Here is a 22930-nt window from a genome sequence, read left to right as displayed (position 1 = left end):
AGACTGAACAATGAAATTTATCAAAAATATCCTTTTGGGATTTGCAGCTGCAACTTCTTTGATTTCCTGCACTGACTTTCTTGACAAAGAGGCTGATACGGAATTGACCCTTCCCATGGTTTTTGAGGATAAAACCCGTATTGAGGGGTGGCTTGCCAATATCTATTCGGCAATACCCGATCCCTATTGGGGATATACCAACACATTGGGTTGGGAAATCCTGGCCGATGACCAGACGCCGTCCGAACGTTGGCGGCAGTGGGGGTGGAAGGTAATTCCCTATATTCTGGGAGAGTGGACCCCGAACAGCGGTTGGGACGGAAATTATTGGAAGCTTCTTCCGCAATGTATCCGGGAGGCTAACATTTTCCTGAAGCACATACATCCGCTTCCGGCACAGGGCATAAGCGCAAAGGAGGTGGAATTTATGAAGGCGGAGTGCAAATTCATGAAAGCCTACTATTACTATTTGCTGGCCAATACGTATGGTGCCGTTCCGTTTGATCCCGATTATATCGCTCCGACTGATTTCGTGCTGTCGGATCTGATGAAGGGGCAGGCGCCTTATTACACCGTCATCGACTGGGCCGACAGGGAAATGCTCGAGGCTTCCAAGATCCTGCCTGCCAAATATACCGAAGCCCGCAAATACGGACGCGTTACCAGCATCATGTGTTTGGCCGTGCGGGCACGCATGTTGCTTTTTGCTGCCAGCCCGCTGGTGAATGGAAATTCGGATTATGCGGATTACAAGAACGAGAAGGGGGAAAATATCTTCAGTCCCGTTCATGACCCGGCACGTTGGGAAAATGCGGTCAAGGCCTGCAAGCTGTTGATCGACGAGGCCGATAAGGCCGGGCATAAACTCTATGTGGAACGGAATACGGATGGAAGTATTGACCCGTTCATGTCTTATCAGAACGTATTCCTGAAGCGTTTTGACGAGGGGAATACCGAAATCCTGTTTGCACGTCCGAGCTCGGATTTCGGGACGTATGAAAGACACGCAACTCCGACCATCAGTGGCGGTAACGGCGGATTGGGGGTAACTCAGTCGCTGGTCGATGCCTTCTTTATGCAGGACGGACTTCCCTATGAGAAAGCCAACGACGAGGGATTCTCCGAGTCAGATGTAAAACGCGATAATACGATTTGGGACGATGAGGTAAATGGGGGTGCCATTACGTATGCGGGGACGTATAATATGTACTGCAATCGCGAACCGCGCTTCTACATATCCGTAGCCTTTAACAACTCCTATTTCCCTGCCGAGAAACGCAAATTCGAGTTTTTTAACGGACAGAAAGACAATACGCATACGCACGATGCTCCTCAAAACGGGTATCTTATCCGCAAGCGGGTGTCTCCCAAGACGAATGTCAAGGAGAACAATTACCAGTACCGTCCCGGGATTATTTACCGCTTGGGTGAAGCGTATTTGAACTATGCCGAGGCGTTGAATGAGGCCAAGGATGACCGTATGGCCCGCGAGGAGGCTTTGAGCTATGTGAACAAGATCCGCGAACGTGCCGGCATTCGTCCTTATACGTTCGGTCCGAGCGATGCCCGGAATATCCATGTGGACGACAGTCGGGATGCCGTGCGTAAGGTCATTCGTGCCGAACGCCGTGTCGAGCTTTGTGGAGAAGGGGTGCGTTACGACGATTTGCGCCGTTGGAAAGAGGCTGAAAAAACGCTGAATGGAGACATGTACGGAATGAACTATAGCGGAAAGGACGCTGCCTCGTTTTATGTGCGTACGGCCTATCAGACGCGTGTGTATAAACCGGCTTATTACTGGCTCCCCATTCATCAGAGCGAAATGGATAAGAACAAGAATCTGAGACAACTCCCGTTCTGGAAATAAACCCTATAAAATCAAGCAAAATGAAAAATAAAATCTTTTTTTTACTGGCAATGCTCTCTTGTTTGGTTGTGGGCTGTGAGGACGAAGATATGCGTTATCGGATAGAGCGTCCCGACGATACCATGCTCCTGCAAGTGTCGCATGAATATGTCGAGTTGGATCAGAAACTCAGTAGAAAGGAGGCGGTCGCTTTTTCATGGAATGGGGTAACCAATGCCCCTGAGGGTGCCAAGGTGACCTACTATTTTAAGATGGACATTGCCGATAATTTTTTCGGCTCGGCCATTGAAAAAATGAAAATTCCGGAAGGCGAGTACAGCGTGAGCTTTACCCATAAGAAGCTGAATGCTCTGCTGGCGAGCTGGAAAATCGCTCCCGGTGAAAAAGCAACTTTGGAGGCTGAAGTCATCGCGGAGATGGAAGGCTCCGACTATTATGTGAAACCCGAACTGTCGACCGTGCGGTTTGATGTGGTGGGGTATGACGTACAGCCGTACGACATCTATGTCGTGGGAACGGCTCTCGAAGGCGCCTCCGATCCGGATAATGCGCTGAAAATGACGGAGGTGATCTCGGAGGAGGAATACACCTGGTGCGGCATGATGCAGGAGGGTTCCTACAAGTTTGTCCTGAATACCGCCGGCCAGTCGCCCTCCTATACGCAGGGTGCCGACGGAGGAGTGGTCTTCAACGAGCAGGAAACCGGCAACGAAACCCTCTTTACCATTGACAAAACCGGATTTTATGCGCTGAAGTTGAATATCGAAGCCGAAACTTTGGAGGCGGAATATCCGACTACCGACTATAAGGATGTTTGGATGGTGGGAAATGCGACTCCGGCCGGTTGGGAGATTCTGAATTCAACAAAACTGAAGAAGGATCCGGTCAACCAGGTGGCTTTCTATTACGAAGGTCCCCTGAAGGTCGGAGAGATGAAATTCCCGTTGGCGCTGAAGGGCGACTGGAACGTGCCATGGCTGATGCCGGTGGAAAACGGGACTCATGAATTCGGAGACAACCGGATGGAGCGCATCGAGGCCGGGATACAGGGACACGACTACAAATGGAACATTACCAAGGAAGGCAACTACCGGGTGACGCTGAACATGTACTCCATGACCATCGACTTCAAACTCTTGCAGCGTATCCCGGATGACCTGCCTTGCAAGGAAATATGGATGTTGGGTGATGCGACTCCTGCCGGTTGGGTGCAGGGGAGAGAGCCCTTCGTCTATGATTTCAAGGCTGCCAAAGGAACGTTCTATTGGGAAGGCGATTTAAAAGCCGGAACCTTCAAATGTCCGATAAATGTAGATGGAAATTTTGCAATCACCTGCTACATGCCCAAACAGGTGGGGGAAAACGGAACGGCGTCTCTCGCCGTGACCGATGTCCAGCTGGTCGAACCGGGTGGCAACGACTGCAAATGGAAAGTCGAAGACAGTGAAGCGGGTCGATACCGTGTGGAACTGAACGTATTGACCAATAAAATTAAATTTGAAAAGAAAAATTAGTAATCCTGCGAGTGCAGACCCAAACAGTCTGCACTCGCTTTAAAATGGGACGGAGCATGAGGTGTAAGAATATAACTTTGTTTTGCTTGTTGATGATAGCTTCTTTTTCTTCTGCAAGTTGTAAGGATGAAGGTAGGGCATGGGCTCCGGACATGACGTCCGATGATGAGGCGGGCCTGCCGGATCATGACGAAGAGGTGGATATCAGCAATATTCACCGATTCAAAGCCCCGCTCTATTGGAGCGTGTATGAATTCTGTATGGAGATGGCTGATGCCGGGATTCCGGAATATCAGATGGATATGAGCGAGGAAGAGTGGGACAAAACAATCGACTGGGTTGCCCGGAATTTGAAACCCTATGGTTACGACATGCTCTGTACGGATGGATTTATTCCGATGCTGTGCGAACGCAACGAACATGGATACATGGACAAATACGGCAGCATGTATTTGAAGGATCTGGTGGCCAAATGCAAGGCAAAAGGGTTGAAGCTCGGCGTGTACGACAACCCGTTGTGGTTGCACGGCAAAGATGAAACGCCTGTGCAGAACACCGACAATATTACATTGGGTCAATTGAGGTATGATCCCGAAAGCGACGTCGTGGCACATCCGAACGAGCCGGATAAGTTTTTTACCTATGTGGTCGCCACCCATAAAGGAGCAAAAGAATATATTGACGGTTTTTTCAGACATTATAAGAAATTGGGGGTGGAGTACATCCGCATGGACTTCCTCAGTTGGTACGAAGATGGATTTGACCGTGGTATGGAGGTTTTCTGGGGAAACGGACTGGTGGGAAGAGGTTATGGAAGAGCCTGTTATGAGCAGGCATTGGAGTATATCTGTACTTCGGCCGCCCGTTACGGGATTTTTACTTCGTTGGTTATGCCGCATCTTAAAAACAATGCCGAACTGGAACGGAAATACGGGAATATGGTGCGCATTGTGGCTGATACGGGCCAGGGCGGATGGAACCATTTTTCCGACGACCACCGGGGCAAGATCTATGAAGGCTGGCCCAACTGCATGAACATGTTCGACGGATTTGTATACTGGTCGAAGGTGACGGGGCGGAATCAGGTGATTCCCGATGGCGATTTTATCCGTCTGAACACCTTTGACTCCGATGCGGCGAAAGAGTCGGTCGTTTCGTTGCAGTTGCTGGCCGGAGGTCCGGTAACGGTGGCTGACCGGCACAACACCATAGGGGATAACCTGAGATTTTATCAGAATGAGGAAATGCTGGCGCTGAATGCCGACAGATTCGTCGGAAAGCCCCTTTCGGGCGATGTGACCGACACTGAAAAGAACCGGATTTGGTACGGCCGGATGTCCGACGGTGACTACATCGTGGGTTTTTTCAACCGCGACAAGGAAAAGACGACCTGCGAACTAAGTCTTTCGGAGATCGGTATAGAGGGGAAATTGAAAGTCCGTGATTTGTGGAAACACGAGGATGAAGGAGAAACGGATAAATTAGTTGTGGAACTCAATGCTTATGCCTGTAAGATTGTACGGTTGAGCAAATAATTACTATCTGGAAAATACGATGTCTTTGTCTAAAAAATTAACAAGTACATTATTCGTGCTGGCACTGCTCGTTTCGGGCGGATGTGAAGACGGGGGAACCGAATGGAGACCCGACGAAATTCCTGAGGATTCGCAGCCCGAGAAGGAGGAGCTGGAGTATCACAGATATAAGGCGCCGCTTTACTGGAGCGTGTATGAATACTGCAAGAAGCAGGAAGATGCCGGCAACAAAAAGATTGACATGGCAGAGGGAACATGGCAGGATATTATTAATTTTGTAGCCGAACACATGGCGCCCTATGGTTTTGACATGATTTGCACGGACGGCTTCATCGCTATGGATGGGACTACCGAACCGGATGAATTTGGTTATATGACCCGTTATGGTGATATGCGATTGGATAAATTGGTCGCCATGTGTAAACGCAAAGGCTTGAAACTGGGAGTTTACGATAATCCGCTGTGGGTGCACGGCCCTCATGAAACGTTGGTGAAAGGAACAAATGTAAGGCTTGGAGATTTGCTTTACAAGCAAGGTGAGGACGAAGTGAATCATCCGGATGCCACGGATCTTTTTCCTTGGGCGGTAGCTTCTCGTAAGGGAACCAAAGAATTGATCGACGGCTTTTTCGAGTATTACAAGAAAATGGGTGTGGAATATATCCGCATGGATTTTCTTAGTTGGTATGAGGATGGAAACGATCGTTATGCCGGAATACAAGGGCGAGGATACGGGCGTGAAGAATATCGGATGGCCTTGAGATATATTTGTGAGTCGGCGGATAAATATGGGATCTTTACTTCGTTGGTCATGCCCCACTTGTATGAAGATGCCGAGATCGAAAAAGAATATGGTCATATGGTGCGTATCGTATCTGATACGGCGATGGGTGGATGGCTCCATTTTTCAGAGGGTGACCGGGGGAAGGTTTATACGCAATGGCCTCAATGCATGAATATGTTTGATGGTTTTGTGCATTGGTCGCATATCGGTGGTCGCAACAAGGTGATTTTGGATGGAGACTTTACCCGTTTAAATACCTTTAAGACCGAAGGCGAAAAGCAGAGTGTCATATCCCTGCAACTTATGGCTGGAGGCCCGATCGCCATTGCCGATGTGCCGGGCGACAGTTTTGACCTGGAGGATTTGAAATATATCCAAAACAAAGAGATGCTTGCACTAAACACCGACGGTTTTGTCGGCAAACCCTTGAGTGACGCTGCGGGAAGCTGGGATGCGAAAACGCAAATATGGTGGGGTAAAATGACAAACGGTGATTATGTGGTGGGACTTTTTAACCGGGAAGATACCAGGCAGAAGCGTGTCATTGATTTTCGAGAAATAGGGATCGACGGCGAAATGAATATCCGCGATCTTTGGACGCATGAGGATGAGGGAAAAGCGTCCATTCTGGATGTTGAATTGATGCCCCATTCCTGTAAAATTGTAAAACTAACCAATTAAGATGCTATAAAAATGGCTGAAAAAAGAAACTTGAAATGGATTCAGATGGCGGTGGTGTTGTTTGTTGCTCCATTTGTGCAGATTATGGCCCAGAATGATCCGATGGCAAATCCCGAGGCTGTGGTTACATGTGGCAACGCGCGCTTTACGGTGCTGACTCCCGAGATGATTCGTATCGAATACAGCGAAAAAGGCGTGTTCGAAGACCGGGCCACCTTTACGGTTGTCAACCGGAATCTGGAATTGGCGGATTTCAAGAAAAAAGAAGATGACCGTTTCCTGTATATCCAGACCGACAAGGTAAAACTCAAATACCGGAAAGGAACCAATCCGAAGACGAGTCCGGCATCCCCGGAAAACCTCTCTGTTGTCCTTGAAAACCGGGGCTGCGAGACGATTTGGTATCCCGGGAAGAAGGATCCGCTGAACCTTAAGGGAACGTGCCGGACGCTCGACGGAAGCAATGGCGACAACAAACGGGGCGAACTGGAAAACGGGTTGATATCCCGGTCCGGTTGGGCGGTGATTGACGACTCGTGGTGTGTTGCGCGTCCGGACGGGGGGCATTCGTTTGCCATGCAGCACAATGCGGAACTCGGATTTGACTGGTGGACGGAACGCAGGGATCCCGAAGCCCTCGACCTTTATTTTCTGGGGTACGGCACCAATTACAAGAAGGCGCTGTCCGACTATACGAAGATCGCGGGACAAATCCCCCTGCCGCCTGATTATGTATTCGGATATTGGTATAGCAAATACGCGGTTTATTCATCGGAGGATTACAGAACGATCATGGCCGAACTCGAGCGCAACGAAATTCCGTCCGATGTCATGATCCTGGATATGGACTGGCACTGGAATCGGGGAAATGGATGCTCGGGCGATCGAGGCGGATGGACGGGATGGTCCTGGAATACAAACCTGATTCCCGATCCCGAAGGGCTGCTGGATGAGATGCATGACAAAAATTTCAAGGTTGCGCTGAATCTTCATCCGGCCGATGGCGTCAATCGCCATGAATCCCCGGAATACTTTGCCCGCATGAATGCCGATTTGAACGGAAAGTATCTGAATGACCAACAGGACAATGTCTCGTGGGCCATTGATTATGTCGATTTTACAAAAGCATTCTTTGAGAATGTGATTCATGATCACGAAAAGACTGGCGTGGACTTCTGGTGGATTGACTGGCAGCAGCATCTGACAAGCCATTTTACGCCGGAATTGAGCGAAACCTTCTGGATCAATCATACGTTCTTTAATGAAATGAAGAAAAACAGAACCGATCGCCGTCCGGTCATCTTCCACCGTTGGGGAGGACTGGGCAGCCACCGCTATCAGATCGGTTTTTCGGGCGATGCGCTGATCAACTTCCCGACCCTGGCCTTCCAGCCCTATTTTACGGCTACGGCGTCGAATGTGGGATATGGCTATTGGGGCCATGATTTGGGAGGACATGCCTTTACGGATGAGGCTACGGTGAATAATCCGGAACTTGTTCTTCGCTGGATTCAGTTTGGCGTGTTCACTCCGATCTTCCGGACACATGCCACGAACGATTCGCGCATAGAGCGCCGGATGTGGAAATTCGGGAATTTCCCCGTGATGCTCGAAGCGGTGCGTCTGCGCTATTCGCTGTTCCCGTATCTTTACACGATGGCCCGCAAGACGTATGACACGGGTATATCCATCTGCCGCCCGCTCTATTATGAATATCCTGAAACGGAGGAGGCATATATTTATGAGGGGGAGTACTTCTTTGGCGATGATATTTTGGTGGCACCCGTTACCGAGGCTTCCGAAAACGGCAAAAGTATCAAGACCATCTGGTTCCCTGAAGGAAAATGGTGGAGTGTGGCCACGGAGGAGTTGATCGAAGGGCCCTGCCGGAAGACGATGAGTTTCACGCAGGAGCAAATCCCGTACTTTTTCAGGCAAGGGGCGATTATCCCGTATAATCCGCCCACGGTGATGCATGTGACGGAACGTCCCGAGCATCTGATCCTAAATGTGGTGTCGGGATGCCCGGGTGAGGGGATGTTGTATGAAGATGATGGTGACAGTAATGATTACGATAGCGTTTTTGCAACAACGGCCTTCAAGCAGTCGTTCAAAAACAATCGGGGGGAATATGTCATTGCTCCGCGTCGGGGGAATTATACGAACGGCGTCCATGCACGTTCATATACCTTCCGCATCCACAATACGACGCAGCCTGTGGCGGTAGCGGTGAATGGGGTGGAAACTTTGGCTTATTCCTATGATGCAAAGGGAAAGTGTACGCATATTGACATCCCTCGCACCGACTGTGCAACCGAAGTGAAAGTTCGTGTCGTTTATTCCAAATAAGAGAATTTGTAAAAAACAGAAAAGAAAGATAGATATGAAAATGATCATGGCTGCCGTCCTGCTTTTGTCGGGCTTTATGGCAAAGGCGGAAAGCATCTCTTCGCCGTCGGGAAATATTACGCTTGAATTTTTGGTCAATGAGAGCGGGGTGCCGACCTATCAGGTCGCTTATAAGGGTATTCCCGTGGTAAAGCCCAGCACGTTGGGGATCGAATTGAACGAAGAGAATTCGTTGATGGATGCTTTCCGCATCAATAGAACGTCGACGTCGACGTTTGATGAAACCTGGGAACCCGTATGGGGCGAAAACAGGCATATCCGTAACCGCTATAACGAACTGTTTGTGGAGCTGGAGAAGCCTTCGAACGGGCGCTTCATGAATCTTCGGTTCCGGGTGTATGATGACGGTGTCGGGTTTCGGTACGAATTCCCTTCGCAGCAGTATCTGCCTTATTTCGTCGTGAAAAAGGAGCATACCCAATTCGCCATGACCGGAGATCATACGGCGTGGTGGATTCCGGGGGACTACGATACGCAGGAATACGACTATACCGAGTCGAAACTCTCCGAAATTCGCGGTTTGCTGAGCGGTGCCGTTGACGGCAACCTGTCGCAAAGCGTCTTTTCGCCCACCGGCGTCCAGACTTCGTTGCAGATGAAGAGTGCCGAAGGCCTGTATATCAATCTGCATGAGGCTGCTCTGGTCGATTATTCGTGTATGCATTTGGAGCTGGACGACACGAATTTCGTATTTACCTCGCACCTTACGCCTGATGCACAGGGAAATATGGCCCATATGCAGACACCTTGCCACACTCCCTGGCGTACCGTCATGGTGAGCGACGATGCGCGCGACATTCTCGCTTCAAACCTTATCCTGAATCTGAATGAACCCTGCAAGTATGAGGATACCTCCTGGATCAAGCCGGTGAAGTATGTCGGGGTCTGGTGGGAGATGATTGCCGGAGGCAAGCCGTGGGCATATACCTGGGATGTTCCCTCTGTGAAACTGGGGGAAACGGATTATGCCGGGGTCAAGCCCAACGGACAGCATCCGGCAAACAATGAGAATGTGAAAAAATACATCGACTTTGCGGCCGAGCACGGATTCGATCAGGTGCTGGTGGAGGGTTGGAACATCGGATGGGAGGACTGGTTCGGCCACTCCAAGGATTATGTGTTTGACTTTGTGACTCCCTATCCGGATTTCGATATTCGTATGCTGAACGAGTATGCCCGTTCCAAGGGGGTGAAGCTGATGATGCACCATGAAACGTCGTCTTCGATCCGGAACTACGAGCGCCACATGAAAGCTGCTTATCAATTGATGAACGATTATGGATACAATGCCGTGAAGAGCGGATATGTGGGCAATATCATTCCGCGCGGCGAACATCATTACGGGCAATGGCTGAACAACCACTATCTCTATGCCGTGACCGAGGCGGCCAAACACCGTATCTTGGTAAACGCGCACGAGGCCGTACGTCCTACCGGGTTGTGCCGGACGTATCCGAACCTGATCGGCAATGAATCGGCCCGCGGTACGGAATACGAGGCTTTCAGCGGAAACAAGCCGTTCCATACGACCGTCCTGCCGTTTACCCGGTTGCAAGGTGGTCCCATGGATTACACCCCGGGGATCTTCGAGATGGATATGAGCAAACTCAATCCGAACAGCAAAACTCACGTGAACTCCACGCTTGCCCGCCAGCTGGCGTTGTATGTCACCATGTATAGCCCGCTCCAGATGGCAGCCGATATTCCGGAAAACTACCAACGGTTCATGGATGCCTTCCAGTTTATCAAGGATGTGCCGGTGGATTGGGAGGAGAGCCGGTATCTGGAAGCCGAGCCGGGACGCTATATCGTGGCGGCACGCAAGGGAAAGGGATCGAATGACTGGTTCATAGGTTGTACCAGTGGCGAGGAGGGGCATTCGTCCACGCTGAAACTTGATTTTCTGGACAAGGACAAGAAATACGTCGCAACGGTTTATGAAGATGGCAAGGATGCGCATTATCGGGATAATCCGCAGTCTTACGCCATCCGTAAAGGCATCGTAACGGCCAAATCGGCCTTGAAGATGACGGCGGCGGCAGGCGGCGGCTATGCGATCAGTATCTTCGAGATAACGGATAAAACGGATCTGAACGGCCTGAAGAACCTGAAATGATGTTCGTCCCGGCTTCGGGGACACGATATTGGGAGCCGTGTCCGAATCCGGTGTCGCGCTGCATTCGGATACGCTCTTTGGACGCACCCCCGATTTTTAGATCATGCGCGTGTCGTCGGCAACATCGGCAACCTCCTCGTGGGGTTGCCGATGTTCGGTTTCGGGCAAGGGATTGTCGGCTTTTCGCATGGGTGGGGTGTATTCCGGGTGTGGCCGTCGGTTTGTTTTTCGGAGGCTGGGGCATGGATGTTGGGTCGGGGTAAAATCGATGAGAAGGGAGGTGGGAAGGGGATATGGCGGAGGTTGGGGTTTGGCCGTCGGAGGGGCCTTTGAGGGGGTGTTTGGGGGAATTGGGCGGTTTTTCGGGCCGGGAGTGCGGGGATTTGCGGGGAGGAGGCTTGCGGTTTTGGAAAATTTTTGCTATATTATAGCCCTGCATGTAATCCGAAGGCCGGAGCATGCTCCGTTTTTACCGGCCCGTTTTTTGAATGGTTGCGTTGTTAAAAAAGATGCTTATGAAACAAAAGAAAATGCTTGCACTGACCCTTCCCCAACTCGTACTGCTTTATCGTCAGGAGTTTCCCGAGCTTGCGGCCCTTGCCGACGCCAGTGGCGACGGCGAGCGGTTTCGCAGCGCTCTCAGGGAGTTCGTGGACGCACATCGGGCGGCGGAAGGCGAAGCGGCGGAGCAGATTCGAGTGTTGATCGATTACGACGGACGCAGCGTCCGCGAATTATCCACCGACCGGCAGCTGGAGGTTCGGACAATCACCCTGCTGTGGCAGTTGCTTGTCGGACGGCTCGAAAATCCCGAAATGCCTTCCGACCTGTTTGTCGATCTGTATCATCTCTTCCGGCTGTTGGAGGTGCCGGAGCTTCCGCAGCCCTCGTCCCAGCGTGTGCGCAGCCGCACCGAACGCTGGCCCTCGGGGCAGGACGAGGGGGTGCAGGCCATTCGCGCCGACAACCGCGAGCGGATGCTCCACCTGTTGGTGCAGAAGATCGAGACCCGCAAATCGAAGATCCCGTCGCGATTCCAGTTTGCCGACGGCATGACCTACGAGGAGAAGTACCGGCAGGTGGCGGCCTGGTGGGGCGATTATCGCTTCCAGCTGGCGATGGCCGTGAAAAGCCCCTCGGAGCTGAACCGCTTTCTGGCCGGATCGCTCTCGTCGGAGACGATGTATCTGCTTTCGAAAGCCCGCAAGAAGGGGATGCCCTTCTTCGCTACCCCCTATTACCTTTCGCTGCTCGACGTCACGGGCGGCGGCTATGACGATAGTGCCATCCGCAGCTACATCCTCTATTCGCCCCAGTTGGTCGAGACTTACGGGTCGATCCGCGCCTGGGAACGCGAGGATGTCGTTGAGGACGGAAAACCCAATGCCGCCGGGTGGCTGCTGCCCAACGGAAACAACATCCACCGCCGTTATCCGGAGGTGGCGATTCTGATTCCCGACACGATGGGCCGCGCCTGCGGCGGGCTGTGTGCCTCGTGTCAGCGGATGTATGATTTTCAGAGCGAACGCCTCAATTTCGAGTTCGAGACCCTGCATCCCAAGGAGAGCTGGAACCACAAGCTGCGCCGGCTGATGACCTATTTCGAGGAGGATACCCAGCTGCGCGACATCCTCATCACGGGCGGTGATGCCCTGATGAGTCAGAACAAGACGCTGCGGAACATCCTCGATGCCGTCTGCCGCATGGCCTGCCGCAAGCGCCGGGCCAATGCCGGGCGTCCCGACGGGGAGAAGTATGCCGAATTGCAGCGCGTGCGTCTCGGGTCGCGTCTGCCGGCCTACCTGCCGATGCGCGTGAATGACGAACTGGTCGAAATACTCCGCGAATTCCGCACGAAGGCCGCGGCCGTCGGGGTGAAGCAGTTCATCATCCAGACCCATTTCCAGACTCCGCTGGAGGTGACGCCCGAAGTCGAGGAGGCCATCCGGAAGATTCTTTCGGCCGGGTGGCTCATCACCAACCAGCTGGTCTACACCGTAGCCGCATCGCGCCGCGGGCACACCGCGCGGCTGCGGCAGGTCCTCAATTCGCTCGGCGTGGTCTGCTACTACACCTTCTCGGTCAAGGGTTTTCGGGAGAATTACGCCGTTTTCGCCCCCAACAGCCGCTCGATGCAGGAGCAGGTCGAGGAGAAGGTGCTCGGGAGGCTCACTCCGGAGCAGGCGGCCGAACTCGACGGCCTGTTGGTCGACGGGGTGGATACGGCCGCGAAAATCCGTCGCTTCATGCGTCGTCACCACCTGCCGTTCCTGGCCACGGACCGCAGTGTGCTGAATCTGCCGGCCATCGGCAAGAGCATGTCGTTCAGGTTGGTGGGCATCACGGACGAGGGCAAGCGGCTGCTGCGTTTCGACCACGACCGGACGCGGCGACACAGCCCGATCATTGACCGGATGGGCGAAATCTTCATCGTCGAGAACAAGTCGCTGGCCGCCTACCTGCGCCAGCTGGGGACAATGGGCGAGGACCCCGAGGACTATGCCTCGATCTGGTCCTATACGCACGGCGAGACCGAGCCGCGTTTCGGGCTGTATGTCTATCCCGATTTCGGATTCGCGGCGACCGATCGGGTGAGCAACCTGGAGTTGGTGTGACGCAAGAAACGGCATCCGATTTGCAGTCGGATGCGAGGATTGTTGAAAAAGGAAAAATGATGAAAAAGACGATTCACAGAGCCGCGACACGCGGCTATGCCGATCACGGCTGGCTCCGGACCCACCATACGTTCAGCTTCGCCGGATACTACAATTCCGAGCGGATGCATTTCGGCGCCCTGCGTGTGCTCAACGACGATGTCGTGGCCCCGGGCGAAGGGTTCGGAACGCATCCCCATGCTGACATGGAGATCGTTTCGCTCGTTCTTTCGGGCGCCTTGAGGCACGGCGACAGCATGGGCAACATGCAGGTCCTCAGACCGGGCGAACTGCAGGTGATGACTGCCGGTACGGGCATCACGCACAGCGAGATGAACGCCAGTCGCGAGGAGCCGGTGCAGTTTCTGCAGATCTGGATCCTCTCCGACGCCGAGGGGCACAGGCCCCGTTACAGCCAGGTCGAGCTGGCGCCCGCGAAGCGCAACGAGTTGCGGCTGATCGTGGCTCCCGAAGGCCGCAGCGGGGAGTGTGTGGGGTGGATTCACCAGATGGCATGGTTTTATACGCTCGACCTCGATGCCAGGCGGGAGGTTCGCTACCGCATGAATCTTCATGGCAACGGGGCCTATGTCTTCGTGATCGAAGGTGCGGTCGAGGTTGCGGACGAGCAGCTTGGGCCCCGCGACGGCATGGGCGTGTCGGAGGCCGACGATTTCCTGATCCGCGCGTCTGAAAATGCGCGCCTGCTGGTCATTGAGGTCCCGATGATCTGACGTGCGGCAGGGTTGATGCGAAAAGCCGCCGGAGCACCAACTCCGGCGGCTTTTTGGGAAGGTAGGGATGGATTCCGCGGGCTAAAACTCCGAGGTGAAGTGGAAGCGGATGTCCTTGAAATTCTCCTGTGCGAGGGCCAGTCCGTAGCTGGTGTCGGCCAGGAAGACATCGCGCCCGTGCTTGTCCACGGCCATGTTGGTGTGCTTGCGGCGCTTGAAGTCGGCCAGCTGCGCGGCGTTGTCGCTGTCGATCCAGCAGGCCTTGTAGATCGAGATCGGCTCCCAGCGGCATGCGGCGTTGTATTCGTGCTCCAGGCGGTACTGGATGACCTCGAACTGGAGCACGCCCACCGTGCCGATGATCTTGCGGCCGTTGAGCGACGAGACGAACAGCTGCGCCACACCCTCGTCCATCAGCTGGTCGATGCCCTTGGCCAGCTGCTTGAACTTCAGCGGGTCAGCGTTTTCGATGTAGCGGAACTGCTCGGGGGCGAACGACGGGATTCCGGTGAAGCGTAGCTTCTCGCCTTCGGTGAAGGTGTCGCCGATCTTGAAGTTGCCCGTGTCGTGCAGCCCCACGATGTCGCCCGGATAGGCAAAGTCGATCACCGACTTTTTCTCGGCCATGAAGGCCGTCGGCGACGAGAATTTCAGCTGCTTGCCGCTGCGTACGTGGAGGTAGTTTCTGTTGCGTTCGAATGTGCCGGAGCAGATCTTCAGAAACGCAATGCGGTCGCGGTGGTTGGGATCCATGTTGGCGTGGATCTTGAAGATGAAGCCCGTCATTTTCGGCTCCGCAGGCTCCACCGACCGGTTTTCGGTAGGCGCCGGGCGCGGCGAGGGGGCGATGCGCACGAAGCATTCGAGTAGCTCGCGCACGCCGAAATTGTTCACCGCCGAGCCGAAGAACACCGGGGCCAACTCGCCCCGCAGGTAGGCCTCGCGGTCGAACTGGTCGTAGACGCCCTCGACCAGCTCCACGTCGGAGCGCAGCTGGTCGGCGAACTTCTCGCCGATGTAGCTTTCGAGTTCCGGCGAGGCGAGGTCCGAGATTTCGGCCGTCGAGGCGTCGGCCGTGAGTTTTTCGTCCGACGTGAAGAGCGAGAGGTTCTTCTCGTAGAGGTTGTAGACGCCCTTGAACGTGGGGCCGTTTGAGATGGGGAAAGCCAGCGGCCGCACGCGGATGTGCAGCTCCTTCTCCACCTCGTCCAGCAGGTCGAAGGGCTCCTTCGACGGGCGGTCGAGTTTGTTGATGAAGACGATCACGGGGGTTTGGCGCATGCGGCAGACCTCCATCAGCTTGCGGGTCTGGGCCTCGACGCCCTTGGCGCCGTCGATGACGATGATCACCGAATCGACGGCCGTCAGCGTACGGTAGGTGTCTTCGGCGAAGTCCTCGTGGCCCGGGGTGTCGAGAATGTTGATTTTGCAGCCCCGGTACTCGAAGCCCATCACGGCCGTGGCCACCGAGATCCCTCGCTGGCGTTCGATTTCCATGAAGTCGGACGTGGCGCCCTTCTTGATCTTGTTGCTCTTGACGGCTCCGGCAACGTGGATGGCGCCGCCGAACAACAGCAGTTTTTCCGTAAGGGTGGTTTTGCCCGCGTCGGGGTGGGCGATGACCGCAAACGTGCGGCGGCGTGTGATCTCTTCTTGTAATGTCATGCGTTATTCTTTCGGGTAATCGGCATTATAGTGGCAGCCCACGGACTCCTTGATCTCACGCCCCTGTTTGATGACCAGGTAGGCGATGGCGATCATGTTCCGCAACTCGCACAGTTCGCGGTTGGGCTTGGTCTTGTTGTAAAGTTCTTCGGTCTCCTGCCAGAGGATTTCGAGTCGGTGCATGGCGCGCTTGAGCGAGAGGTTCGACCGGACGATGCCCACGTAGTTGGACATGATCGTCTGCATCTCGCGCTTCGACTGGATGATCATCAGCATCTCCTCGGTGTGCTGCGTGCCTTCGAAATCCCAGTCGGGGATGCCCTCCTGGAACTCGACTTTCTCCAGAAGCGACGCCGTGTGGCGTGCGGCCTGATCGGCATAGACCACCGCCTCGATCAGCGAGTTCGAGGCCAGGCGGTTGGCGCCGTGCAGGCCCGTACACGAGGCCTCGCCCAGGGCATAGAGCCGTTTCACGGAGGTTTCGCCGTTGGTGTCGACCTTCACGCCGCCGCAGCAGTAGTGAGCCGCAGGGGTGACCGGAATCCAGTCTTTGGTGATGTCGAGGCCGATGGTGAGGCATTTCTCGTAGATATTCGGGAAGTGGCTCTTCACGGCTTCGGGGTCCTTATGCGTCACGTCGAGGTAGACGAAGTCGGAGCCCCGTTTGGTCATCTCGCGGTAGATGGCGCGGGCCACCACGTCGCGCGGCGCGAGGGATTTCATCGGGTGGTATTTGTCCATGAACTCCTGACCATCGGGCAGGCGCAGGATGGCCCCGAAACCGCGCATGGCTTCGGTGATGAGGAAGTTGGGCTTCTCGCCCGGGTTGTAGAGCGTCGTGGGGTGGAACTGTATGAATTCCATGTTCTCGGTCATCGCCTTGGCGCGGTGGCACATGGCGATGCCGTCGCCCGTGGCAACCACCGGGTTCGAAGTCGTGGAGTAGACATTGCCGCAGCCTCCCGTGGCCACGACGGTGAATTTCGAAAGCATCGTCTCGATCTCGTTGGTGTCGAGATTCAGGACGTAGGCCCCGAAGCAGGCCAGGCCGCGCGTGTGGCGGGTGACGAATTCGCCCAGGTGGTGCTGTGTCAGCAGGTCGATGGCGAAGTGGCGTTCGAGAACCGTGATGTTCGGATGCTCCCTGACCGACTGCACGAGGGCCCGTTCGATCTCGGCTCCCGTGAGGTCCTCGTGGTGGAGGATGCGGTGCTCCGAGTGGCCGCCTTCGCGGTTGAGTTCGAAGCGTCCGTCGGGGGTCTTGTCGAAACGCGTGCCCCAGGCTATGAGGTCGGCGATCAGCTCCGGAGCGCGCCGGACGACCAGCTCGACGGCCTTCTCGTTGCACTTGCCTGCGCCGCAGACCAGCGTGTCGCGGATGTGTTTTTCGAATGTGTCGGGGGCATACGTTACCGAGCAGATGCCGCCTTGTGCATAGTTGGTGTTGCACTCTTCGATGGTGCCCTTGGTGACGATCGTGACGTGTCCGTGGGCTGCGGCTTTCAGTGCGAACGAAAGGCCCGCAGCGCCGGAACCGATAACCAGAAAGTCGGTTTTCATGGGTTTTTCCTTTTTCTAATGCTTTGCAGCGCCGCAAAGTTACAAAAAATAGTAACTTTGCCGCATAATTTCGGGCAAAATATGGAACGACATATCGACATCGGTCGCTTCGATTACGACCTTCCGGACGAGCGGATCGCCAAATTCCCGCTCGCCGAGCGCAGCGCCTCGAAGCTGCTCGTCTGGCGCGGCGGCGAAATCGCCGAGAGGCATTTCGCCGACATCGGCGACGTGCTGCCGGCCGGGGAACTGCTGGTTTTCAATAATACAAAGGTGATCCGGGCGCGGATCATCATGCACAAACCCTCCGGGGCGCGTATCGAGGTCTTCTGCCTCGAACCCCGCGATCCGGCCGACTACGAGCGGGCATTCGCCGTCACGGGGCAGTGCACCTGGTCGTGTATCGTGGGCAACCGCAAGAAGTGGAAGGAGGGTTATGTGGCGATCGACTTCGAACGCGGGGGAGGTGCCGAGCACCTTCGGGCATGGATCGTCGAGGACCACGGGCGCGAGTGTCTCGTGCGTTTCGAGTGGACGGCCCCGGTCTCCTTCGGGCAGCTGCTCGAAGAGCTCGGGCGGATTCCGATTCCGCCCTACCTGAACCGCGAGAGCGAGGAGATCGACAACACGCGCTACCAGACGGTCTATTCGAAATTCGAGGGTTCGGTGGCTGCGCCGACCGCCGGGCTGCATTTCACGCCCGAGCTGATCGGGGACATGAAGGCCCGCGGATTCGGGTTCGAGGAGGTGACGCTCCATGTCGGGGCGGGGACGTTCCTGCCCGTCAAGGATGAGGACGCCGCGCGCCACCCGATGCATACCGAGCACTTCGAGGTGTGTCGCGCGACGGTGGACCGTCTGCTGGAGAGCTGGGGGCACATCACGGCCGTGGGCACGACTTCGGTGCGGACGCTCGAATCGCTTGCGGCCCTTGCGTGGCGCATCCGCACGTCCGGAACGCCCGATCTCGGGCGGGTCGTGGGGCAGTGGGAACTATACGACATTCCCGTCGGATTCTCGGGTCGCGATGCGCTGCAGGAGTTGTCGGGCTATATGGAGCGCGAGGGGCTGGACCGGATGAAGGCCGCGACGCAGATCATGATCGCACCGCTGGGCTACGAGTTCCGCATCGTGCACAATATCGTCACCAATTTCCACCAGCCCAAATCGACCCTGCTGCTGTTGGTTTCGGCATTCGTGGGCGACGGGTGGCGGCAAATTTACGACTATGCCCTGGGCCACGGCTTCCGCTTTTTGAGCTACGGCGATTCGTCGGTCTTGCTCCGGGAATAGGCGTTTGTGCAGAACGGAAAAAGGGACGCCCTCTAAGGGCGTCCCTTTTTTTATCGGGGCAGGGGCGGATTAGAAATTGTATCCGACGCTGAGCGTGAAGCAGTTGTTGCGCATCGAGCCTCCGTCGCTGTACTTGGCCAGATTCAGGCAGCCGATGTCGTAGCCCAGTCCGAAGTAGATGTGCTTCCAGACAACGCCGGCACCCAGACGTACACCCAGGTCGGAGCGCTTCAGTTCGCCGTTGTCTCCGAAGATATCGCTCTTCTTGTCGCCGATTTTCGCTTTGCCACCGAGGCCGAGGCCGTAGTAAAGACCTGCGAACGGCTGGATCGTGACGATGTCCTTGATATTGAAGTGGTAATTCACCAACATGGGGATTTGCAGGTAGGAGGGGCGGAACGTTGCGTTGTCGACCTTGCCGCCGCGGCTCGAGAAGGCGAGCCCGGTTTCGAGGTAGAAGGGGAGCCTGCGGCAAAGCAGGATCTGATCGGTCACGGCGACATGGAACGAGGCCCGCGAGTTGGTGCTGATTGATACACCGCCGGCCGAGAGCGTGTAGCTCGCCAGGTTCAGTCCGGCGCGGACGCCCAGAATGTTCTTTTCGTAGTTTTGCGACGAGGCGGCGCTTGCCAGCAGGATGGCCGCCGCGATGAGCAATACTTTTTTCATAAATGGATGGGTTTAGAGTTATAGCAGGGCAAATATAGGATAATTTTCCCCGAAAAGATTCCCCTCCCGGAATTTTTTCGGAGACCGGGAAAAGACGGGACGGGGCGTGCTTTTTCCGGCCGGAAGGATTTTCGCGTGCCGCTGCGTCCGGGCGGTTTCCTCCATCCGCAGGGCGGGCCGGGGGATGCCTGTCTTTTCAGGTCGGTCGGAGGGGTTATGCTTCGGGCGTATAGCTCTTCAGGGCCAGTCGCTTGACCCAGACGACGAAGCCGCCCGTGAGGATCAGGTTCAGCACCAGGGTCAGCACCGAGATGATCAGCGCCGGGCCGCCGAGGTTATAGCCCAGGGCGATGAAGATGATGCCCGCGCCCACCTCGCCGCGGGTGAACATGCCGATCGAGAGGGCGAGCCGCTCGCTCAATTTCCGGTCGCGGTAGAAGAAGACCGGAACCAGTTTCCCGATGTTCGAGAGGGTCGAGACGGCCACGACGTGCAGGAGCAGCACTCCCCACGGCATTATGGGCTGCGACGCCGTGATGGAGGAGGCCTCGGTGGCTGCCGAGGCTGCCGAGGTGCCCGTCACGAGCGGCATGCTCATGCCGACAAGCAGCATGAACAGGAACGAGATGCCTGTTGCGGCGCGGCGTTCGGTCGGGGTGTCGATCTCCTTGTGTTTCATCAGCATGCCGATCACAAAGGCCGGGAGCAGCACCTCGATGTGGATGCTGTTTTCGGGGCCGTACCACCGTGCGGTGACGATGTAGAGCGCCTGCGTCAGGGTGCAGACCACCACCGAAAGCCCCAGGATGCGTTTCCAGTCCTGCCGGACGTTCCACCGCGCCTGCCACCGCCAGCCCACGGCGAGCAGCACGACGACCACGCCCACGATGGCGAACATCTGCCATTTGAGGCCGATCATCAGGATTTGCAGCGGGATCATCAGCAGGATGGTGTCCAGATCGTCGAAGATCGCCAGCACCTGGATCTTGCGGTAGATCCAGCTCTTCTTCAGGCTTAACGCCGCGAGCATCGTGAAGAGGATGCCGGCTGAGGTCGGGGCCGCGAAGCGGCTCAGCAGCAGGTTCTCCTTCCACGCCCCGGAGTCGGCCCAGAGGTCGGGGGGAAGCAGTACGAAAATATAGTAGAGGACGATCAGCAGCCACGGAAGCGCCGCGGTGGCCATGGCGATGAAGTAATCGGCGGTGTAGGAGCGCCAGCGCGTTTTGTCGATTTCGAACTCCCGGCCGACGTTGATCATGATGAATCCCAGGCAGAGGTAGAGCAGGATGTCGGTCGTGGCCTTGAAGCCCGGATAGGCCGTGCCGAGTGCGCCGGGAAGCAACTGCGAGGCAACGAGACCCAGCATCAGAAAGAGCGAGAACGAAAGAATTTTTCGCATTGATGGAACGTTGTTTACAGGTTATGCAACGGTGTTGGCGGCAAAGATAGCATATTTCCGGCAGAATCGGAATATCGGAGCCCGGAGTCGTGAAAAAAATAACAACAAACAAATCGCAATTCATAATTATTTTGTACCTTTGTCGTGCCGTTTGAAAAGTCAGTATTCAAACACCATAAAATTCAAACTATTACAACTATGCAGATTGTAGAGATTCACGCAAGGGAGATCCTCGATTCGCGAGGCAATCCGACCATCGAGGTCGAAGTTCGTACCGTATCGGGCGCATTCGGCCGCGCTGCCGTTCCGAGCGGAGCGTCGACGGGCGAGAACGAGGCCCTTGAGCTTCGTGACGGTGACAAGGGCCGTTATCTGGGCAAAGGCGTCCTGAACGCCGTGAAGAACGTTAACGAAGTGATCGCTCCGGCCGTTATCGGCATGAACGTTGCCGATCAGGTGGGCATCGACAAGGCCATGATCGCTCTGGACGGAACCCCCACCAAGTCGAAGCTCGGCGCAAACGCCATCCTCGGCGTGTCGCTGGCCGTTGCCCGCGCCGCTGCCGACTACTTCGGCATGCCCCTCTATCGCTATATCGGCGGCTCGAATGCCAAGACGCTGCCCGTTCCGATGATGAACATCATCAACGGCGGTTCGCACTCGGATGCTCCGATCGCATTCCAGGAGTTCATGATCCGTCCCGTGGGCGCGCCTTCGTTCAAGGAGGGCATCCGCATGGGCGCCGAGGTGTTCCACAACCTGAAGAAGGTGCTCCACAACCGCAACCTCTCGACGGCCGTAGGCGACGAGGGTGGTTTCGCTCCCGCACTCAACGGCACGGAGGACGCCATCGAGTCGATCATCGAGGCCATCAAGATGGCCGGCTACAAGCCCGGACGCAAATGCGAGGGCGGCGACGTGTCGATCGGCATGGACTGCGCTTCGTCGGAGTTCTATAAGGACGGCGTTTACGACTACACCAAGTTCGAGGGCGAGAAGGGTGCCAAGCGTACGTCGAAGGAGCAGGTCGAGTATCTGAAGGGCCTCGTGGCCAAATACCCCATCGACTCGATCGAGGACGGTATGTCGGAGAACGACTGGGAAGGCTGGCAGATGCTGACCGCCGAAATCGGCGACAAGTGCCAGCTCGTCGGCGACGACCTGTTCGTTACGAACGTGGACTTCCTGAAGAAGGGTATCGAAATGGGCTGCGCCAACTCGATCCTGATCAAGGTTAACCAGATCGGTACGCTGACCGAGACGCTCGACGCCATCGAGATGGCGCACCGCGCCGGCTATACGTCGGTGACGTCGCACCGTTCGGGCGAGACCGAGGATTCGACCATCGCCGACATCGCCGTGGCTACGAATTCGGGTCAGATCAAGACCGGATCGGCTTCGCGTTCGGACCGTATGGCCAAGTACAACCAGCTGCTCCGCATCGAGGAGGAGCTCGGCGACGAGGCTATCTATGGCTACACGAAGATCTACCGCAAGTAATTTGCCGGTAGGATAAAGAGAACCGGATGCCGCAAGGCGTCCGGTTTTTTTTGTGATTACGGAAGCAAACACCCCGGAGCCTGCGCTCCGGGGTGTTTGTATGTCGGGATCGGGCGAGCGATGCGGTTCGGGCTTGCGGAGGCTTCATGTCCAAGGACGCAGCAAACTGTTTTTCCGACCCTTTCTGCTCTCCGGCTCCCCGGCCCACCCCGCACTGCTGTCCCTGCTGCTCTCCGGCTCTCCTGCCACCCCCGCACAGCTGTCCTGTCTGCACTCCGGCCCTTTCTGCACTCCGGCTCTCCTGCCCACCCCCGCACAGCTGTCCCTGCTGCCCCTTCGTCTCTCTTGTCTCCTTTCGGGTGGGGGCTGAAAATGAAAAAAACTTACATATCCCGAGGATACATAAGGTTTTTTGCTTGTTTTGGCGCTTCCTTTTTTACGCTCTGGGGTGGAAGATGGGGCTCGAATCTATGGTTATTTGCTTCTGTATATCAATGTTTTGTAGCTGATTCTTTGTTGCCGGATCACTGATTTGTTAGGGCCATTTTAC

14 protein-coding genes are annotated in these 22930 nt (G+C 55.5%); 10 read left to right on the top strand and 4 right to left on the bottom strand.

The annotated features are described in order from the left end of the window. The first annotated feature begins 10 nt into the window (after nt 1-10). The 8 genes from QZ460_RS02980 to QZ460_RS02945 all read left to right on the top strand — a co-directional run bounded on the left by QZ460_RS02980 (nt 11) and on the right by QZ460_RS02945 (nt 14294). Nucleotides 11-1867, top strand: coding sequence for a RagB/SusD family nutrient uptake outer membrane protein (locus QZ460_RS02980; protein WP_290540111.1), 1857 nt, complete (start codon nt 11-13; stop codon nt 1865-1867). A gap of 20 nt (nt 1868-1887) precedes the next feature. Continuing rightward, entirely contained in the window at nt 1888-3381 is a 1494-nt protein-coding gene (locus tag QZ460_RS02975) for a SusF/SusE family outer membrane protein (protein WP_290540110.1), read from the top strand. 92 nt (nt 3382-3473) lie between these two features. After that, a complete protein-coding gene (locus QZ460_RS02970; protein WP_290540128.1) occupies nt 3474-4916 on the top strand; it encodes a glucan 1,6-alpha-isomaltosidase in 1443 nt (480 codons plus the stop codon). A 25-nt stretch (nt 4917-4941) separates the two neighbouring features. Continuing rightward, nucleotides 4942-6381, top strand: a complete 1440-nt coding sequence (locus QZ460_RS02965; protein WP_290540109.1) for a glucan 1,6-alpha-isomaltosidase — start codon at nt 4942-4944, stop codon at nt 6379-6381. A 12-nt stretch (nt 6382-6393) separates the two neighbouring features. Continuing rightward, the gene (locus QZ460_RS02960) at nt 6394-8730 is read left to right on the top strand and encodes a glycoside hydrolase family 31 protein (protein WP_290540108.1); all 2337 of its coding nucleotides are present in this window, start codon (nt 6394-6396) and stop codon (nt 8728-8730) included. Between the two features lie 34 nt (nt 8731-8764). Further along, a complete protein-coding gene (locus tag QZ460_RS02955) occupies nt 8765-10906 on the top strand; it encodes a glycoside hydrolase family 97 protein (protein ID WP_290540107.1) in 2142 nt (713 codons plus the stop codon). 515 nt (nt 10907-11421) lie between these two features. Beyond that, nucleotides 11422-13521 (top strand): KamA family protein, encoded by a 2100-nt coding sequence (locus tag QZ460_RS02950; protein WP_290540106.1) that lies wholly within the window; start codon nt 11422-11424, stop codon nt 13519-13521. A 59-nt stretch (nt 13522-13580) separates the two neighbouring features. After that, the gene (locus QZ460_RS02945) at nt 13581-14294 is read left to right on the top strand and encodes a pirin family protein (RefSeq protein WP_290540105.1); all 714 of its coding nucleotides are present in this window, start codon (nt 13581-13583) and stop codon (nt 14292-14294) included. Nucleotides 14295-14375: 81 nt separating this feature from the next. Here the strand turns inward: QZ460_RS02945 and QZ460_RS02940 are convergent, their stop codons facing one another. Beyond that, nucleotides 14376-15959, bottom strand: a complete 1584-nt coding sequence (locus QZ460_RS02940; RefSeq protein ID WP_290540104.1) for a peptide chain release factor 3 — start codon at nt 15957-15959, stop codon at nt 14376-14378. A 3-nt stretch (nt 15960-15962) separates the two neighbouring features. Further along, complete coding sequence (nadB, locus tag QZ460_RS02935; protein ID WP_290540103.1) at nt 15963-17519, bottom strand: L-aspartate oxidase; 1557 nt, start codon at nt 17517-17519, stop codon at nt 15963-15965. Nucleotides 17520-17600: 81 nt separating this feature from the next. Here nadB and QZ460_RS02930 point away from each other — a divergent pair, with 81 nt between their 5' ends. Beyond that, nucleotides 17601-18812 (top strand): S-adenosylmethionine:tRNA ribosyltransferase-isomerase, encoded by a 1212-nt coding sequence (locus tag QZ460_RS02930; protein ID WP_290540102.1) that lies wholly within the window; start codon nt 17601-17603, stop codon nt 18810-18812. Between the two features lie 69 nt (nt 18813-18881). Here the strand turns inward: QZ460_RS02930 and QZ460_RS02925 are convergent, their stop codons facing one another. Together QZ460_RS02925 and QZ460_RS02920 are read right to left on the bottom strand one after the other, a co-directional pair. Then, the gene (locus QZ460_RS02925) at nt 18882-19481 is read right to left on the bottom strand and encodes an outer membrane beta-barrel protein (protein WP_290540101.1); all 600 of its coding nucleotides are present in this window, start codon (nt 19479-19481) and stop codon (nt 18882-18884) included. 214 nt (nt 19482-19695) lie between these two features. Next, nucleotides 19696-20880 carry a sodium:proton antiporter gene (locus tag QZ460_RS02920; RefSeq protein ID WP_290540100.1) on the bottom strand — a complete coding sequence of 395 codons (1185 nt, stop codon included), beginning with the start codon at nt 20878-20880 and terminating at the stop codon, nt 19696-19698. Nucleotides 20881-21078: 198 nt separating this feature from the next. Here QZ460_RS02920 and eno point away from each other — a divergent pair, with 198 nt between their 5' ends. After that, a complete protein-coding gene (eno, locus tag QZ460_RS02915; RefSeq protein ID WP_290540099.1) occupies nt 21079-22380 on the top strand; it encodes a phosphopyruvate hydratase in 1302 nt (433 codons plus the stop codon). Nucleotides 22381-22930 lie beyond the last annotated feature (550 nt).

Source organism: Alistipes sp. (assembly GCF_020026455.1).
Lineage (GTDB): Bacteria > Bacteroidota > Bacteroidia > Bacteroidales > Rikenellaceae > Alistipes.
Note: the sequence above shows the minus strand (reverse complement) of the source record. Positions and strands in the feature narration are given on the sequence as shown.